Genomic DNA, 18,835 nt, shown 5'->3' on the forward strand with positions numbered 1-18,835 from the left:
AAATTTACACTACGGTTTTCCCTCAAATCACAATGTTTCCCCAACAACATTATGAGCACAAATTTATCATAATCAATTAGGGTTAAAAAAGACAAGAAGTGGAAAAAGAAATGATGAAAAAAAGAAATCTTACCCGATTTCAAATTATAAACCTACTTATTATATGCTTAATATATTCTTCAGTATATAGCCAAGTAGAGGTACCTCTAGAAAAAAGGACAGAGTTCACTTTTAGAGGTGATTTTAAATTTGTATCCAATACAATTCTGGGTAAAGTAAGTAATGATGATGGTTCTGGGATTTTTGATCCTAACAAGAGCTATAATGATGGTGGGTTGAATAATCAATTTCAAATGGGTTTTATCGATATAGATAATGATCCTACTACATTTAACTCAAGTAGTGCCGACCTTATTATCGATGCAGAATGTAATTCTATTAAACATGTAGGCCTATATTGGACTGCTGCTTATGCGGATGAAAATCGCCAACATGATATAACTTCTGTTAAAATTAAATACCCTGGACACAATACATATTCTACTATAACTGATGGAGAAATAATTCATGATTATTATAATGACGAAAAATCTTTATTTAAGCAATATTCGTGCTATAAAGATATTACCAAAGAAGTATTAAGCCTTAAAAATCCATTAGGAACTTATACGCTCGCTAATATCCCCGCTACAACATCAGAAGTAAATAACGATCCAAAACTTGGTAATGGACTTACTGGAGGATGGACTATGGTGGTAATTTATGAAGATGACACTAAGCCAAGAAAAAGATTTTATGTATACGACGGTTTTGTAAATATAGACTCCAGAGCAAAACCCGTAGCTTTTTCTTTTGATAACTTCCAGACCATTCCAAACGGAGCCGTGCATGGAAAAATTGGGGTAATTGCTTTTGAAGGGGATAAAGGAATAAGAGGGGATCGATTTCAGGTGATGTCCAATGAAACAAACAAATACAAAAGCTTGGCTGATGGAACGAACCCAATGAACAATTTCTTTAATGCCAATATTACTGAAAATGGCAGAAATGTTAAAACCCGTGTTCCTGCCAGTCAGAATACATTAGGTTATGATGCTGATTTATTTGAAATAAAAAATATACGAAACAGTATTATCGGAAATAATCAAACAGAAGCTAAGTTTAGATTATCTACGGATAATGACGGATATTCTGTAATGGCGGTAGCTTTTAGTGTTGATATTTATGAACCTGCAATTCATATAATAAAAAGGTCAAAATATGCCGATAACACCTATGTACACCCAGAGGATGTTCTGGCACCTAAGCAACAAATAACATACAACTTAACAGTTTACAATGACGGTAATGATGATGCAAAAAACACTGTCATCAAAGATATTCTGCCAAAGAATGTAATTTTTTCAGAAAAGTCATTGGAACTCCCTTCAAAAAAGATAAAAACAAAATTTGATGAAGAGACTAGAACTTTAAGTTTTAGTGTACCAAACAAAATGGTTAAAACCGATAGCGAACCTTTTAAGATAAGCTACAATGTAATAGTCGATACTAGTTGCGAGTCTATTGAGACTATCGATGATATCATGGTTGTAGATCAACCTGTCACAGCAGAATTTAATGGTTCATTAAATGAAACTATAAAATATTCTAAAGGATACAATCATATAAACAAGTGTGATTTACCTGATTACTATCAATTTAAACTAGCTATTGATATTAGTGAATTAAACTGCCCCAATGCTAGTAGTTTGGTAGCTATACCCAAAAAGAAATTAGACACTCGTATTGCTCAAGTTAATCCTGGTGATTTTGATAAGACTAAAAAATCGAATAATACAGAAAGTGGAGGTATAAAACCTGGTGATATTGTACAAACAAATAAATCTCCTGAAACCTCTTTAAATTCAGACATTGAGATTGGAAAAACTATAAATGACCTTATCAATCTTAATGAAATTTATTTTGATTTTGATAAATGGGATATCACCAAAAAGGCTGAAATTGAGCTAAATAGAGTGGTTAACCTAATGACGAATGAGTACCCTAACATGGTTATAAAAATCGAAACTCACTCTGATAGTCGTGGTGGTGAAATGTATAATTTGGATCTTTCTCAAAAAAGAGCCGAGTCTATATATAATTACTTAATTAGTAAAAACATATCCAAAAACCGCATCCTTTCCTATATGGGATATGGAGAAAGTAGACCTGTAAATAACTGTAAAGATGGTCAAGACTGCTCTGAAGATGAATATCAAAAAAACAGGAGGTCTAGCTTTGTGATTATGTAGCTACCTAGTTTTTAAGTTAAGAGTTAAGGAGCAAGCCTGCTAATTTGCCATTTTTCATTTTCTAACACTAAAAACCGTATTCTATCATGCAAACGGTTTGGTCTGCCTTGCCAAAACTCAAATGAATAAGGTTCGACACAGTACCCTCCCCAAAATGAAGGTTTAGGAATTTCAGTATTTTTATATTGTTTTTCTAATGAAGCTATTCGCGTTTCTAGCATTTCTCTGGAAATGATTACTTTGCTTTGATTGGAAGCCCATGCGCCAAGTTGGCTGCCTCTGGGTCTCGATTGAAAATAAGCAACACTCTTCTCTTCACTTACTTTTTTGGCAGTACCCTTGACTATTACTTGTCGCTCTAAGTTTGGCCAAAAAAATGATAAACAAACTTTATTATTCTCTGAAATAGCCTTCCCTTTTTCTGAAGTATAATTGGTATAAAAAACGAACCCATCTTCATCTACACCTTTTAGTAGCACTACTCTATTCTTGGGGAAACCGTCTAATCCAACTGTGGTTAAAGTCATAGCATTAGCTTCTTCTACTCCACCGGCATTTTCAACTTCTTTAAACCATTCTGAAAACAACACAAAAGGAGAATCTGGTAAGTTATTTTCTTCCAAAAAGCTTTTCTCGTAAGATTTTCTATAATTGGTGAGATCTCTATTCATAACGTCAAAAAATAAAGTGCAATTTACCTATTTTAAGATTGTAAAGTCATTAAAAAATAAGAGTTTTATTCGATTTAGAAATCAAAAACTTTACCATCATCGGCGATTTCTACATTATCAAAAACAGTTTTTGCTTCCTCTCGAAACAATTCAATATTATCATACCTTGTAGAATAATGCCCCAAAACCAAAGTTCCTACTTCAGCCTTTTTGGCTATTGTAGCCGCTTCTTTGGCCGAGCTATGTCCAGTGGTTTCACACAAATATTGATGGCTTTCTAAAAATGTAGACTCATGATACAATACCGTAGCCCCCTTGATTATTGATATTTTATCTTCATCATACTTGGTATCACTACAAAATGCATAGCTTTTTACAGGTTTTGGATCTTCGGTTAGTTCTTTATTCAAAATTACGGTACCATCATCTAGAGTAACATCGTTACCCTTTTTTATAGAACGATAATACGCCTTATCTATATCATAATTAAGCACTTTACTCATCAATAATTTTCGATCTCCCGGTTTTTCCTTAAACAAAAAACCATTACAGTACACTCTATGTTGTAAAGGTATAGTGGTAACCGTTACTTTTTCGTCTTCAAAAACAATCTTGGATTCTTTACTGGTAAGTTCATGAAAATGCAAAGGAAAATTGGTCCAGGAATTAGAAAGTTTAAGCTGCAATGTAATTACTTCTTTTATTCCCTTTGGGCCATATATATGGAGTGGTGTTTCTCTGGTCAACAACCTGAATGTAGATATCAAACCTACCAATCCAAAAAAGTGATCACCATGAAGGTGCGAAATAAAAATGTGTTTTATTCTTGAGAATTTCACTTTGTTTCGCCTCAATTCGACCTGGGTTCCTTCTCCGCAATCAATCAAAAAGATATGGTTATTAATTTCCAGAACCTGTGATGTTGGGTTTGTAAACGTACGGGGTGTTGCAGAATAACAACCTAAAACTGTTAATTTCAATTTTTCCTATAAGTTATATTAGTGATAAATAGTTATTCAAATCTACGTTGTTGAAGTTTTATTCTCCAAAGGTATCAAAAGTACGAAGCAATGATATATACCCTTCTACATCCAGATCTCTACGATACCCAGTAGCTCCCAATACCACTCCTTCTTTATTAAGCACCAAAATAACCGGAAAAATCATTTTCTTATTATAGCGATCTGCTAATTTTTTGTTTTTGATCTTTTGCTCTTTTGGGATTCTATTTTTTTTCCGTCTCGGAAAATCGGCTTTCAACCAAACATACTTCTGTTGGGCAAAATTGGCAAATTTATCGCTCGACAAAACATGTTTTTCTAATTTTATACATGGAGGACACCAATCGGATCCTGTAAAAAACAAAACAACTTTTTGATCTTTTTCTTTTGCCAACGTCAAGGCTTCGTCTAAGTCATACTTCCAATCCTGTGCTGCTAGGTTGTTCAAAAAAAGCACAGAAAATAACATAACAATAAATGGGGCTCGTATATTCATATACTATAAGACGTAAAAAGGTAGTGTGGATTACAGAATTTTTTTTCTAAAAATCCAAGTCTCTCTCTATTTCTTCCATCTCTACCAAATCATAGGCTTCTTGCAAGCTGGGAACGATTGTAACTTCATCAGACACTTCATCATAAGACACTTTGTTTGTTACAATTACGAAAGACCTTTTTGAGGCTTTATGAGTGTTTGAAATTCTTAAAAACTCATTAATATCATCAATAGAAATCTTTTCCAAGGAAAACAGGTTAACGATAATATTATCGTTCTTTAGTGTTTCATACCTATCTTCGATACCTTTAACAAATTCAACAATTGTTGTTTTTTCTTGTGTAATTATAGTCGTAGAACCTTCTTTATTAAAAATCATAAATTACCGTTTAATTTTTGAAGCTAAAAGATATATAATTGCCATCCTCACTGCAACTCCATTTTGAACCTGATCTAATATAATGGCTTGATTAGAATCAGCTACATCGCTCGTGATCTCAACTCCACGATTGATGGGTCCTGGGTGCATAATTACAATTTCTTTATCCAGACTATCTAATATTTTCTTATTTACCCCAAACTGTTGTGTATATTCTCTTGTAGAAGGGAAATAACTAATTTCCATTCTTTCATTCTGCACTCGCAACATATTTGCAATGTCACACCAATTTAGTGCTTTTCTAAGATCTGTTTCTACTTGAACTCCTAATTTTTCGATATATTTGGGAATTAAAGTCTTTGGACCGCAAACTTTTACTTCAGCTCCTTGTAATTTTAGGGCAAAAATATTGGACAGCGCCACTCTTGAGTGTAAAATATCTCCCACTATTACCACTTTTTTACCTCCCACTTCTCCTAATCGTTCTCGAATTGAATATGAATCCAACAAAGCTTGAGTAGGGTGTTCATGCGCTCCATCTCCTGCATTTACGATACTAGCATCAACATGCTTAGAAAGAAAAACTCCAGCTCCTGGATTAGGATGTCTCATCACCACCATGTCTACTTTCATAGAGAGAATATTGTTTACGGTATCAATAAGAGTTTCTCCTTTCTTTACTGAAGATGATGCAGCCGAAAAATTAATTACATCTGCCGAAAGTCTTTTCTCAGCCAATTCAAAAGAAAGTCTGGTTCGTGTACTATTTTCAAAGAACAGATTTGCTATTGTAATATCTCTTAGCGAGGGAACTTTTTTGATGGGTCTATTGATCACTTCTTTAAAATGATCTGCAGTTTCAAAAATTAGATTAATATCCTCTTTATTAAGGTATTTTATTCCCAATAAGTGATTTACACTTAATTCGCTCATTTTAATTTTTTAAGTTATCGTTCCTAAAATATGGTTCAAGGTTATTTACTCATCAAATATACCGCATCTTCACCTTCGTTCTCTACCCAATGAACTTTCACCTTTTCTTGGTTTATGGCATCAACTTGTCTCCCTCTGTAATTTGGTTGGATAGGCAAATGTCTGCTAAACCGCCTGTCGATTAATGTTAATAATTCAATTTCTTCTGGCCTTCCAAAAGATTGTACCGCCGTTAAAGCTGCTCGAATACTACGGCCGGTATACAACACATCATCTATAAAAACAACTCTTTTGTCTTCGACTACAAAATCAATATGTGTTTTATTGGCCTCTAAAGGTTTTTCTCCTCTTCTAAAATCGTCTCTATAAAAAGTGATATCCAAATAGCCAAGCTTTATGTCTTTGATCTGATAATCATTCACCAAAATCTGCTTGATCCTATCGGCTACAAACGTACCTCTAGGCTGGACACCTATAAGCACTGTATCCTTAAAATGCGTATGATTTTCTATTAATTGACAAGCCAAACGGTGCAGAATAATATCTATCTCCTTTGCACTAAGTAGTAATTTTTGACTCATAATCTCCAAATGGATATTTGGTATACAAAAGTAATGAAAAATTAGAATTTATATATGAGTAGACCTATAAGTTTTGAGAATTATAAACATAAAAAAAGACCATTCAAAATGAATGGTCTTTTATTTATTGTAAAAAAGTACAAGAATTACTTCCCGCCTTTTTCCATTTTAGCTTTAAGATCTGCTAATGCATCGATATCACCAAGCGTAGTTTTTTCTGCTGAACTTGCAGCAGCCTTCTTAGCCGCTTGTTTTACGATTTTAGCTTCTTCTTCTCTAAATAAAGCAGTGTGAGATGCTACCACTCGTTTGAATTCTTTACTGAATTCAATGATTTGGAATTCTGCTTCTTCACCTTTCTTTATTTTGCTTCCATCTTCTTTCTCTAAGTGACGAGATGGCACAAATGCAACGATATCCTCGTTAAATTCGATAGTAGCTCCTTTGTCAACAATATCTGCAATTTTTGCAGTATGCTTAGTTCCTACACCAAATTCAGTTTCATATTTGTCCCAAGGATTATCTTCTGTTTGCTTGTGGCCAAGACTTAATTTACGTCCTTCAACATCTAATTCAAGAACGATTACATCAAGAGTCTCACCGACATTAGTAAAGTCTGATGGGTGCTTGATTTTCTTAGTCCAAGAAAGGTCTGAAATATAAATAAGACCATCGATTCCTTCTTCAAGCTCTACGAAAACTCCAAAGTTTGTGAAGTTACGCACAATACCAGAGTGCTTAGAACCTACAGGGTACTTAGAAGTGATATCTGTCCATGGATCTGGAGTTAATTGCTTAATACCAAGTGACATTTTGCGCTCTTCTCTATCCAAGGTAAGAATTACAGCTTCTACTTCATCTCCAACTTTTACAAAATCCTGAGCAGAACGTAAGTGTGTTGACCAAGACATTTCAGAAACGTGAATTAATCCTTCTACACCTTCTTCAACTTCGATAAACGCACCATAATCTGCAATTACAACAACTTTACCTTTTACTTTATCACCAACTTTAAGTTCTTTGTCAAGAGCTTCCCATGGGTGAGGTTTCAATTGCTTAAGACCTAACTGGATACGTGTCTTAGCCTCATCGAAGTCTAAGATTACAACGTTCAATTTCTGATCAAGTTCAACGATCTCATTTGGATGGTTAATTCTTGACCAAGAAAGGTCTGTAATATGGATAAGTCCGTCAACTCCTCCAAGATCAACGAATACACCGTAAGAAGTAACATTCTTAACAGTACCTTCTAATACTTGACCTTTTTCTAATTGACCAATAATTTCTTTTTTCTGCTCTTCGATATCTGCTTCGATAAGCGCTTTGTGAGAAACTACAACGTTTTTAAATTCGTGATTAATTTTTACCACTTTAAATTCCATTGTTTTTCCTACATATGCATCATAATCACGGATTGGCTTCACATCTATTTGAGAACCTGGTAAGAAAGCTTCAATACCAAATACATCAACGATCATACCTCCTTTGGTTCTGCATTTTACAAAACCATTTACGATTTCACCAGAATCATGTGCTGCATTTACTCTATCCCATGCTTTGATTACACGAGCTTTACGGTGAGATAAGATTAACTGACCAGTAGCGTCTTCTCGAACATCAATTAAAACTTCTACTTTGTCACCAACCTTAAGATCTGGGTTATAACGGAATTCGTTTAATGAGATAACCCCTTCACTTTTTGCATTAATGTCGATAATAGCATCACGATCAGTAATATTGATTACTGTTCCCATTACTACCTCATCATTAAGAGTATCTACGAAGTTTTCAGCAACTAACTTTTCAAACTCTTCAAGTTTAGAGTCTTCGATAGGATCAATTCCTTCTTCGTAATTGTGCCAGTTAAAATCTTTTAAAAATTGCTCAGGATTAGCCTGTTGTGGAGATGCTTCCTGAACATCTGTGTTTTTTGTTTCTTCAGACATTGAAGATAAAATTTGTATCCTGTATATTATTGAGAATCAAAGCAAAAATTATACAGAAGCGTTAAAATTAAAATATACTTTTATCCTTTTTAGATTCTCTTACTCGCTAAAAAGGAGTGCAAAAGTACAATTTAATTTATTAGAAAACAAAAGTTTACGTAGTATTAAAACTTTATAATTTCAAACTCACTTCTCCTATTGGTTTGGTGCTCTTCTTCGGTACATACCTTATCACCGCAATTGATAAGAGGTTGTGATTCCCCGAATCCTACAAACTGCATTCTACGTGCATTTACATAACCAATCAAAGCCAGGTAATTACGAGTAGATTCTGCTCTTCTTTCAGATAATACCTGGTTATATGAATCGGTTCCTCTACTGTCTGTATGCGAGCTTATTTTGATATAAACCGTTTTATACTTTTCTAACTTAACAGCCAATTCGTCCAACACTTTTTTAGAATCGGCACGTATGTTCCACTTATCATAATCAAAATATATAGGTGGCATTTCAAAATAAAGTTTTCCGTTTTTTTCTATTACCGGCGGCCCATCTTTATCAGCAATAAGAATTTCCCTCAGTTTGGTTTTGGTAATTTCTTCTTCCTTCTTCTTATTTGTTTCGGTATAAATGTTTGTAATGTTAGTCTCGTCGGTTACATTACTACTATCTGTTACTCTATTCGTTTCACTATCATTAGAGTCATTTGTAACAACATCTTGTTCTTTCCTTTTTTCTCGATCTAAATAGATCACATATACTGCCTGGTCTTTTTCTTTTACGGCAATTGGTTTTGTTTTGGTTTTGTAACCCTCTGCAGCTGCTTTAAAATTATATTTACCAGGAAATAATTTAATATCAAATCCTGCTATTGAATCTAACTGACTTTCATAGACAACGTTATTGTCATTGTTGTACAAAACAACATCTGAATTAACTATATAACTATCACTAGCAAAATCTCTTACTTCGAATCTTGTTATATATTCTCTTGGGAAAATCTCTCCAATTTGAGAAAACGAATAGATATCATCGCCAACATTTTTACGATTAGAGGCAAAGAATCCATCTGTTTTATTATAATATGAAAACGAAAAATCATCAAAACTTGAATTTATAGGCGCTCCTAGATTTATGGGACGTGTAAACTCTCCTCTTCTTAATTCTGACACAAAAACATCCAACATTCCTAATCCCAAATGGCCATTTGATGAAAAAAACAAGTGTCCCTCTTCTGAAATATATGGAAATTGCTCTCTGTTTTTTGTGTTTATCGTTGCTCCCAGGTTAATCGGTTTCCCATAAGTACCATCGAGGTTTACATCAACATAATAAATATCAAAATCACCATATCCTCCTGGCATATTCGAGGCAAAATAGAGTTTAGCTCCATCACTTGACAGCGATGGGTGTTCGATAGAATAGTTTATATTATTAAACTCTAGTTTTTTTGGCTCGGTCCAAACTCCATCTACTTTGGTTGCCTTATATAGATGTATTGCGTTGTTTTTGATACTGTCAAATTTCTTTTTACCCTTTTCGGAATTACTTTTTGACAGATATATAGTGTTTCCATCTTGGGTAAAACAGAAATTACCTTCATGAAGTTTAGAGTTTATTTCTTTAGAAATGATTTCAATATCCGAAACCGGATTATTGTTTCTATCGACTGTAATTTTATAAATATCCAAAAAAGGACGATGTGTCCATTTGTAATCCTTATCTAATGGGCTATGAGGACTTCTATCTGTAGTAAAATAAACTACACTATCTCTTTTTATGGCCCCAAACTCTGAAGCATCAGAGTTAAATTCTACTTTGGCTATAGTATAATCATCATCTTTTAATTTAAAATCTTCAATAATCTCTATAGCTTCTACCTTACTAAAATCTTCTTCAGAGTCATTTAAAGAATACAGTGTCAAAAATTCTATAGACTTTTCGTATTCTCCCAAAGCAGAAAGCACTTGATACATCATAAAATTATAGCGATTATCATATGATTTATCTCGATTATAAAATTTACCCGATGTTAAATACTTAAGATATCTATATGCCTTTCTAAATTGAAATGTATTGTAGTATGAAGTAGTTATATTCTCTAAGATTTCTTTTGAATACCCTTCTCTATTTAAATCTTCTTCATATTGCAATGCTGCATTTATATAATCTCCTTGTTCAAAAAAACGAGCTGCTCTACTTTTCTTTTGAGAAAAGGCCATCTGTGTTACTAACAGTAATACCAGTATTAATTTTGTTTTTACCATTTAGAAAAATCTTGGAGAAGTATGTTTATTACCAAATTTTAAAAGATCAAAGTTGTACAACAATACAATTTCATGACTTCCATTGTTATACCCGCTAAGGTCACTCACACTAAAATCATAAGAGTACCCCACTTTAAGGCTTTGCGTGATACTAAACCCCGCCAGAGCTATAAAAGAGTCTGTATATCTATAAGACACTCCTAACTCGAATTTATCGTAAATAAGTGAATTAAGAGAAACATCAAAAGTTAATGGAGAATCAATCACTTGTTTAAGAGCCACCGACGGTTTTAATCGTACCTCATCGATAAAATCAAAGACATATCCAGCAATACCATATAAATGTGTTTTGGCTTCAGAAACACCAATACCATCAAGATCTACATCACTTGGCAATAGATTAGGTGAAGAAACACCCGCATAAAAATTGCTTGTAAACAAATATACACCAGCACCAATATTTAATTGTGTTGTCGCGGTATTATCAGAAAATGCTGGATCATTGGCCACATTTGATCCAGAAGGGTCAATTTTAAAACTATTGATACCCGCTTTTAAACCATAAGATAACCTTGCACGATCTGAAATTCTTGTAACATATGCAAAGTCTATATTAAAGTAATCATTGTTTACAGGAATGGCGTCTCCTATTCTATCATTTATATAGTTAACACTGAGTTCTATATTTTCACTTACCGGAATATTACCAAAAACATTAGCTGTTCTTGGACCTCCTTCTATCCCGGTCCACTGCTGTCTATACAAAAGCCCCGTAGAAATTAACCCTCTTTGACCTGTGGCATATGCAGGGTTAACCGTGCTCATGTTATACATATATTGAGAATATTGTGGTTCCTGCTGTGCAAATGTTACCGAGCAGAAAACTATGGTAATTATAAAGATTAAATTTAACTTCATGGTTTATCTGCTTAAGTAAAAACTACCTTGTATTGGTAAATTATTTTCAAAATTTGGTGTGAAGATGTAATAATAAGTTCCCGAAGGGAGGTCATCTCCTAATCGTACCGATGTATTGCTTTCTCCTCTAAACTCTTCGGTATTCACATTACCTTCATATACAGGGCTACCATATCGATTGTAAATTTTTAATTCAAAATCAGGAAAGGCATCAGGAATATTATACACCCCTTCTATAAACAAATCAAATGTATCGTTTTGATTATCTCCATTTGGTGAAATACCATCCTGAAAATCCAGGGTACATATTTGTCCTGCTGAGGATCTTTCTCCTGTATTAAGAATGTTTATCGAAACTTGCACTCGTTCTGACTCGCAGCCATCTGCATCTACAGTAGCGATATAAAACACTTGATTATCTTGAAGTAGTGGATTGTCTACAATTGAAGTTTCGCTTTCCAAAGTGTTGTACCAATTATAGTTTAACACATCAACTTCTATATCCTCTAATCTGGCTGCATCGAGAATACAAAACTCTTGATCAGGAACATTGGGTTCTGGTAAATCTATAATCTGAATCGATACAGTAAGAGAGGATTCATCGCAGGGTGCCGCATTTGCCAAAACATATCTGAAATTATAAATTTCGTTTGTTAATGTTTCAAACTCCAGAACACCTTCTGCAGATAGCGCACCTGTATTATCGGTATCCTCAAAAACTCCTGTGCGAGGAGTGTCTCTGTTCAAAAGCGAAAACAAATTCACCCTACCATCTTGTTTACAATATGTTTCATTGATATTTTCACCTGTTTCTACGGGATCAACCAAAATAATAGTAACAACGGCTTGGTTGGCAGTAAGACAACCCTCATTCCCAGGAACATTATACACATATTCCCCGGGTCCTAAAATAGGAAGCGTATCATCATCGGGATTGAACTCCCCTACATTATCAGTTGTAACATATCCAAAAGGACCAAACCACGTTCCGGTATCATCTGGGTTTCCTCCCAACGCTTCAAACAACGTGACCCTAAGATCATCGGTACATACAGAAACTGTGGCATCTTCTCCGGCATTAGGCTCGCGGAATACTGTAAACTCTAACACCGCAATATCAGGACAACCAGATGCATTAGAAGTCGTATGTGTAAATTGAAAGTCTTGTGAACTACCCGCAATGTTAGAGATGTCGAGATTATCACCAACTACTACATTTCCATTATTATTATCTGTCCAAACCCCTTCAACAATAGTATTTCCATTACTATTTAATAAACCTCGAAGACTTATTTGCCCATCTCCTTCGGTTTCACAAAGGTTAATTCCCGAAGTATTTTCTCCTGCATAATCAAACTCTAAAACATCTATGGTTACTATAGTAGAAACTAATGAACAAGGATTAAAAGATCGAATACTGGGACTACAAATATCTCCACCGTAGATAACCTCATCTCCAAATGCAGTGCACAATGTATTAGGAACTACAGTATATCTAAATTGATATCTACCTGGTATTGCACTACCTATATCAATTGTACCTTTATGTTTTTCAGAAGGGGATCCATTGTCTAAATTCTCTTGCAAGTTTAAATCTGTTCCACCAGCCGGACCACTTTCAAAAGTCCAAAAAACAAAATCCTCATCCTCAAGCCCATCACGGTATTCAAAACCTGGCTGAAACTCAATTAAAGAAAATAAATCTAACTCTTGCCTTGAATCTGTTGCTGGACAAATTTCTTCAGGCGAATCAGGTTGTGTAAATTGTCTTAACTCCTCAAAAATTCTAAATACAATTGTTGCCTGAGAATCGGGACAAATAGGAGATCTACTGGTAACAGTATACGTATATGAAAAAGACACACACCCGAATCCACGAAAGTACGATGGAGATGCCAAAAATGCATCATACACATCCTTAAGGTTTATTTCAGAATCTGAAGCACTAGTAATCTGGTCATTATCAACAGTCCATTCACCATCGGAATCTTCTTGTAAAAGGTATTCATCATCCCTAAGATTAATTGTTCTGTCCCAAGTGTCAATATCACTTTCACAAATATTATACTCTGATGGAAATCCTGCAAAAACAGGCCTTACCAATGTAATTTTAACATCTACAGACTCTGTTGCACATGTTCCTACTCCTCCAACTGTATAGGTAAATGTAAAATCTTCACTATCTATAGGGAAACCTCCGTTATTTTCAATTGTTGCTCCAAAAATAGAACCTTCTAATATATAATCGGTCATTGGCAGGCTTCCTGTATACTGCCAAACTCCGTTAAGATGAGGCAATGCTTCCCCCTCTCTAGATTCTAATGTATCAAACAAATCAATGTCTACCTCAATTCCATCGGCACACTCATCGTTTTCATCACAAACCGGAAAAAAACCAGTTGTGGCTGGTACTCCTGCATAAGGACCTAAAACGAGATTAACAAAAGCTCTTCGGGTTGTACAAGAACTATTTCTTAGTTCAAAAAGATATTGATTAGAAGCATTTCTTAGCTTCCACAATCGCAAATTACCAGAAGTAGGATCCAAAGCAAAAGATGCAGGTTCGGTTCCTACCGACTCCCACTCATCTCCTACCTGTGCTACTATACCTGATTCTGCATAAAGATTTATTATTCCATCTGGATTGGTATCACTATCAAAATCTACATTTTCCATGTCGCATTGCTCAACAACAAATGTTCCCAAATCACATTGAGCATGCGAGTTAAAAAAAGAAAAGAGAATAATAAGTGAAATAGCTAGTTCATTCCCCAAAATCCCTAGCCGATTAAGCCTTATTTTCAAAATTTATTGGTTTTAGAATAGCGAAAATATAAAATTCATTTAAAACCACACCTACTTTCCACTAAAGATTTAGTTGAAAAGTCAATGTTTTTTTAAGATCTTGATTTTAAAACCTCTACAATGTTGTTAAGTGTATACCCTTTTGCTTGTAGTAGTATTAAATAATGAAATAATAGATCTGCGCTTTCATTTAGAAATAACTCTTCATTATCATCTTTTGCTTCTATTACAACTTCTACTGCTTCTTCTCCCACTTTTTGGGCTACTTTGTTAATTCCCTTTCGAAATAAGGATGCAACATACGATTTTTCGTCATTTTGGTTCTCTTTACGATTTTTGATAACATTTTCTAATTCTGATAAAAAACCGAAAGACTGTTCATTTTTCTCATTCCAACAAGTATCGGATCCTGTATGACAAGTAGGACCCACGGGATTTACCGAAATCAAAAGCGTATCTTTATCGCAATCATTTTTGATATCCACTAGATTCAGAAAGTTACCACTTTCCTCTCCCTTTGTCCATAATCTTTGCTTGGACCGACTGTAAAAAGTAACGTTTTTGGTCTGTAGGGTTTTATCATATGCTTCTTGATTCATGTATCCAAGCATTAGAACATTTTTTGTATTGGCATCCTGAACAATTGCAGGGACAAGGCCATCTCCATTTTTATTGAAGTCTATTTTCATTTTTATCCTTATCTATAATCGTACCGGAATATTATTATTCCTTAACTCTTTTTTTAAATCATTAATTTCTATTTCTTTAAAATGAAAAACACTTGCAGCCAATGCCGCATCTGCTTTTCCATCTTTGAACGTATCTACAAAATGCTTTACATCTCCGGCACCACCTGAAGCGATAATAGGAATATTAAGTTCTTTTGACAATCTGGCCAACGCTTTATTCGCAAAACCATCCTTGGTACCATCATGATCCATAGAAGTAAAAAGAATTTCTCCTGCTCCACGCTCTTCTACTTCTTTTGCCCATTCGAATAAATTAAGTTCGGTAGGCACTTTACCACCTACTAAATGTACTTTCCACTCCCCGTCTATTTGTTTTGCATCAATAGCAACGGTAATGCATTGACTTCCAAATTTTGCGGCCAAATCGTTTATTAATTGCGGATTCTTTACGGCAGATGAATTTACTGAAACTTTATCTGCGCCATTTTGCAAAAGTATATCAACATCCTCTACAGAAGAGATACCACCTCCAACTGTGAAAGGTATATTTACTTTTTCGGCCACTCGAAGTACAAGATTTGCTAGTGTTTTTCGTCTTTCTTCAGTAGCCGAAATATCCAAAAAAACCAATTCATCTGCTCCGGCTTTGGAGTAGATATCGGCCAGCTCTACCGGATCACCAGCATCTCTTAAATCAACGAAATTTACTCCTTTTACTGTGCGTCCATTCTTGATATCCAGGCAGGGCACTATTCTTTTTGTTAACATTACTTGTTTTCGTTTTTAATGTTTAAATCGATTCCATCATAGAATCCTAAACTTTTCTTATCCTTTAATTGTTTTGTCCAAAATGCAATTTGTCCCGTGTGATATGAATAATGTTCTGTTATGTGAATTGCTATTCCTATACCCGAAAATCTAAATCCTTGCACCTCTCTCTTTCGCATTAACTCTTCAACAGAAATCTTTTTGATTATTTTCTTGGCTTTTTCCACAGTGAGCTTTAGTTTATTCAAGAGTTCGGTTTTACTTAATGCATCGTCTACAGCGAATTCTTCATCACGTTTTCGTTTATCTTCATTTTCTCCCAAAGATGAAATAGCATATTGTGTTATATTACCACAAAGATGTACGATTAGATTTCCTACACTATTCGAACTTTGATTAGGTCTTTTCCAAATATCATTTTCTAAAAGTTGATCCAAACTTAGCGTTACCATCCTGGTACTTTCATCAAGCCGATAAATAATTTGTTCCTTAAACTCGTTAGCTATTTCTTCTGTCATTATTTATAAGATTTTAAGTATATAGTTTTCTAGCTGTTTTAAACTAATTCTATTTTCATAAATAGCTTTTCCGATTATTGTTCCTTCACAGCCTAATTCTTCCAGCTTCGGTAATTCATCAAAAGTAGATATCCCTCCCGATGCTATCAATTTTAAGTCTGTTGTTTCAGATAAAACTCTTCGGTATAAATCAAAAGATGGCCCTTGTAGCATCCCATCCTTACTAATATCTGTACAAATCACATAAGAAATACCTTTTCTCTGATAGTCCTGTATAAACGGAATCAGTTCTTTGTCACTTTCTTCTTGCCAACCACTTACTGCAATTTTCTCATTATTTGCATCTGCTCCAAGAATTATTTTGTCTGAACCATACTTTTGTATCCATGAAATAAAAGTTTCTGGATCTTTTACTGCAATACTTCCTCCGGTAATCTGATTGGCCCCACTTTCAAAAGCAATTCGCAAATCTTCATCGCTTTTTAGTCCTCCTCCAAAATCAATTTTTAGATTAGTTTGTGAAGCTATTTGTTCTAAAATCTTGTGGTTCACAATATGCTTAGACTTTGCCCCATCCAGGTCCACCAAGTGTAGATATTGAATTCCGTGATCTTCAAATTCTTTAGCCACTTCTAGCGGATTTTCATTATATATTTTTTTTGTATCGTAATCCCCTTTGGACAAACGAACACATTTCCCTTCTATGACATCTATGGCTGGTATTATTCTCATGCTTAGTTGATAGTTATTAGTTGTTAGTTGGTAGATTCAAAAAGTTACTTAGTATTTTTTCTCCCACGTCTGATGACTTCTCGGGGTGAAACTGAGTTCCGTAAAAGTTATCCTTATGTAATGCTGTACTATAGGTTACGCCGTAACTAGATTGCGCTACAGTTTCTCTTGTTACGGTCGCATAATAACTATGCACCAAATAGATATATTCTTTTTCATTGACACCGTTAAACAATTGTGATTTCAACGATTCTATTTGATTCCAACCTATTTGAGGAACTTTTACGCCATGATTAAAGCGTACCACTTCTACATCAAAAATACCTAGACCTGTAGTGTTGCCTTCTTCTGTATAATTGCACATGAGTTGCATTCCCAAACAAATTCCTAAAACAGGTTGTTTTAACTTTGGAACCAAGGTATCCAATCCCGATTCTTTAAGTTTTTTCATTGCACTACTCGCCTCTCCTACTCCTGGAAATATTACTTTATCGGCAGTTATGATTTCTTCTGGATCATTACTTAAAATTGCTTCATACCCCAAACGTTGTATAGCAAACTTGATGGATTGAATATTTCCGGCTCCGTAATTGATAATGACTATTTTCACTTTGATTTCAGATTTACGATTTCAGAATTACAAAGTAATTATTCGTAATTCATTCTTCTAAATTCATAATTAGTTAAAGCATTCCTTTTGTACTTGGTAAAATCATTTTCTCGGGATCGCGTTTTACTGCTACTTTGATTGCTTTTGCAAATGCTTTGAAGATCGCTTCAATCTTATGATGTTCATTGGTTCCTTCGGCTTTAATATTCAGGTTTGCTTTGGCTCCATCTGTAAATGATTTAAAGAAATGAAAAAACATTTCAGTAGGCATTTTCCCAATCATCTCTCTATTAAACTCTGCTTCCCAAACCAGCCAATTTCTTCCTCCAAAATCAATTGCCACCTGTGCCAGGCAATCATCCATAGGAAGGCAAAAGCCATATCGTTCTATTCCCAATTTGTTATCCAGGGCTTTTGCAAACACCTCTCCTAGAGCTATGGCAGTGTCCTCTATAGTATGATGTTCATCAACCTCTAAATCACCTTTTACCTCGATATCAAGATCCATCTGTCCATGGCGAGCAATTTGATCTAACATATGATCAAAAAATTCCAATCCGGTACTAATATTACTTTTACCTGTACCGTCTAGATTTAATTTGATATAAATATTAGTTTCATTTGTTTTTCTTGAAATTTCGGCAACGCGATCCTTTAGTTTTAAAAACTCGTATATTTTTTGCCAATCATTACTCTCTAAAGCAATATGACCGTTTAACTCTTCTGTTTTGATCGTAATTTCGCCCGTACCCAGATTTGTATTATCGTTAATAAAAATCCCTTGGGATCCAAGATTTTTGGCAAGTTCCATATCAGTCAAACGATCTCCGATTACGAATGAATTTTCGAGATCATATTCATCAGAAAAATATTCGGTTAATAATCCTGTACCTGGTTTTCGGGTATTAGCATTTTCATGTGGAAATGTTCTGTCCAAAAACACTTTATCAAAAACAACTCCTTCGTTCTCAAAAGATTTTATTATAAAATTATGAACTGGCCAAAAGGTATCTTCGGGAAAAGAATCCGTACCCAACCCGTCCTGGTTGGTAATCATTACTAATTCGTAATCCAATTCTTGGGCTATTTTTCCTAAATATGTAAATGCTTTAGGATAAAATATCATTTTTTCGAATGCATCTATCTGTTCGTCTACTGTTTCTTTTATGATCGTTCCATCTCGATCTATAAATAATACTTTCTTTTTCATTATTCTGTCATTCCAGCGAA

Annotated in this window: 17 protein-coding genes; 1 reads left to right on the plus strand and 16 read right to left on the minus strand. The window is 34.5% G+C overall.

The genetic code is table 11. The features are described from left to right. Nucleotides 1–98 precede the first annotated feature (98 nt). Entirely contained in the window at nucleotides 99–2,291 is a 2,193-nt protein-coding gene (locus tag U6A24_RS14075) for an OmpA family protein (protein ID WP_324180628.1), read from the plus strand. Between the two features lie 23 nt (nucleotides 2,292–2,314). Here the strand turns inward: U6A24_RS14075 and pdxH are convergent, their stop codons facing one another. From pdxH to hisB, 16 genes are all read right to left on the minus strand, one after another. After that, nucleotides 2,315–2,962: a pyridoxamine 5'-phosphate oxidase gene (pdxH, locus tag U6A24_RS14080; RefSeq protein WP_324180629.1), complete on the minus strand. Its 648-nt coding sequence runs from the start codon at nucleotides 2,960–2,962 to the stop codon at nucleotides 2,315–2,317. A 74-nt stretch (nucleotides 2,963–3,036) separates the two neighbouring features. Beyond that, a complete protein-coding gene (locus tag U6A24_RS14085) occupies nucleotides 3,037–3,942 on the minus strand; it encodes a ribonuclease Z (protein ID WP_324180630.1) in 906 nt (301 codons plus the stop codon). 58 nt (nucleotides 3,943–4,000) lie between these two features. Next, on the minus strand, nucleotides 4,001–4,459 hold the full coding sequence (locus U6A24_RS14090) for a thioredoxin family protein (protein ID WP_324180631.1): 459 nt from the start codon (nucleotides 4,457–4,459) through the stop codon (nucleotides 4,001–4,003). A gap of 46 nt (nucleotides 4,460–4,505) precedes the next feature. Beyond that, on the minus strand, nucleotides 4,506–4,838 hold the full coding sequence (locus U6A24_RS14095) for a ribonuclease Z (RefSeq protein ID WP_324180632.1): 333 nt from the start codon (nucleotides 4,836–4,838) through the stop codon (nucleotides 4,506–4,508). Nucleotides 4,839–4,841: 3 nt separating this feature from the next. Then, on the minus strand, nucleotides 4,842–5,771 hold the full coding sequence (locus tag U6A24_RS14100) for an aspartate carbamoyltransferase catalytic subunit (RefSeq protein ID WP_324180633.1): 930 nt from the start codon (nucleotides 5,769–5,771) through the stop codon (nucleotides 4,842–4,844). Nucleotides 5,772–5,812: 41 nt separating this feature from the next. Beyond that, nucleotides 5,813–6,352 (minus strand): bifunctional pyr operon transcriptional regulator/uracil phosphoribosyltransferase PyrR, encoded by a 540-nt coding sequence (gene pyrR / locus U6A24_RS14105; protein ID WP_324180634.1) that lies wholly within the window; start codon nucleotides 6,350–6,352, stop codon nucleotides 5,813–5,815. A 146-nt stretch (nucleotides 6,353–6,498) separates the two neighbouring features. Continuing rightward, nucleotides 6,499–8,298, minus strand: coding sequence for a 30S ribosomal protein S1 (gene rpsA, locus U6A24_RS14110; RefSeq protein WP_324180635.1), 1,800 nt, complete (start codon nucleotides 8,296–8,298; stop codon nucleotides 6,499–6,501). Nucleotides 8,299–8,462: 164 nt separating this feature from the next. Beyond that, nucleotides 8,463–10,565: an OmpA family protein gene (locus U6A24_RS14115; protein ID WP_324180636.1), complete on the minus strand. Its 2,103-nt coding sequence runs from the start codon at nucleotides 10,563–10,565 to the stop codon at nucleotides 8,463–8,465. After that, nucleotides 10,566–11,483, minus strand: coding sequence for a PorP/SprF family type IX secretion system membrane protein (locus tag U6A24_RS14120; RefSeq protein ID WP_324180637.1), 918 nt, complete (start codon nucleotides 11,481–11,483; stop codon nucleotides 10,566–10,568). It lies immediately after the preceding gene. Between the two features lie 3 nt (nucleotides 11,484–11,486). After that, nucleotides 11,487–14,288, minus strand: a complete 2,802-nt coding sequence (locus tag U6A24_RS14125) for a gliding motility-associated C-terminal domain-containing protein (protein WP_324180638.1) — start codon at nucleotides 14,286–14,288, stop codon at nucleotides 11,487–11,489. Nucleotides 14,289–14,380: 92 nt separating this feature from the next. Then, entirely contained in the window at nucleotides 14,381–14,977 is a 597-nt protein-coding gene (hisIE, locus tag U6A24_RS14130; RefSeq protein WP_324180639.1) for a bifunctional phosphoribosyl-AMP cyclohydrolase/phosphoribosyl-ATP diphosphatase HisIE, read from the minus strand. 12 nt (nucleotides 14,978–14,989) lie between these two features. Then, entirely contained in the window at nucleotides 14,990–15,745 is a 756-nt protein-coding gene (gene hisF, locus U6A24_RS14135; RefSeq protein WP_324180640.1) for an imidazole glycerol phosphate synthase subunit HisF, read from the minus strand. Next, on the minus strand, nucleotides 15,745–16,263 hold the full coding sequence (locus U6A24_RS14140; protein WP_324180641.1) for a DUF1572 family protein: 519 nt from the start codon (nucleotides 16,261–16,263) through the stop codon (nucleotides 15,745–15,747). The genes hisF and U6A24_RS14140 overlap by 1 nt, the downstream gene beginning before the upstream one ends. A 3-nt stretch (nucleotides 16,264–16,266) precedes the next feature. Beyond that, nucleotides 16,267–16,995, minus strand: coding sequence for a 1-(5-phosphoribosyl)-5-[(5-phosphoribosylamino)methylideneamino]imidazole-4-carboxamide isomerase (gene hisA / locus U6A24_RS14145; RefSeq protein WP_324180642.1), 729 nt, complete (start codon nucleotides 16,993–16,995; stop codon nucleotides 16,267–16,269). 16 nt (nucleotides 16,996–17,011) lie between these two features. Further along, the gene (gene hisH / locus U6A24_RS14150; protein WP_324180643.1) at nucleotides 17,012–17,605 is read right to left on the minus strand and encodes an imidazole glycerol phosphate synthase subunit HisH; all 594 of its coding nucleotides are present in this window, start codon (nucleotides 17,603–17,605) and stop codon (nucleotides 17,012–17,014) included. A 73-nt stretch (nucleotides 17,606–17,678) separates the two neighbouring features. Beyond that, nucleotides 17,679–18,815, minus strand: coding sequence for a bifunctional histidinol-phosphatase/imidazoleglycerol-phosphate dehydratase HisB (gene hisB / locus U6A24_RS14155; protein ID WP_324180644.1), 1,137 nt, complete (start codon nucleotides 18,813–18,815; stop codon nucleotides 17,679–17,681). Between the last annotated feature and the right edge of the window lie 20 nt (nucleotides 18,816–18,835).

The sequence above is a fragment of the Aquimarina gracilis genome (genome assembly GCF_035285365.1).
GTDB lineage: Bacteria > Bacteroidota > Bacteroidia > Flavobacteriales > Flavobacteriaceae > Aquimarina > Aquimarina gracilis.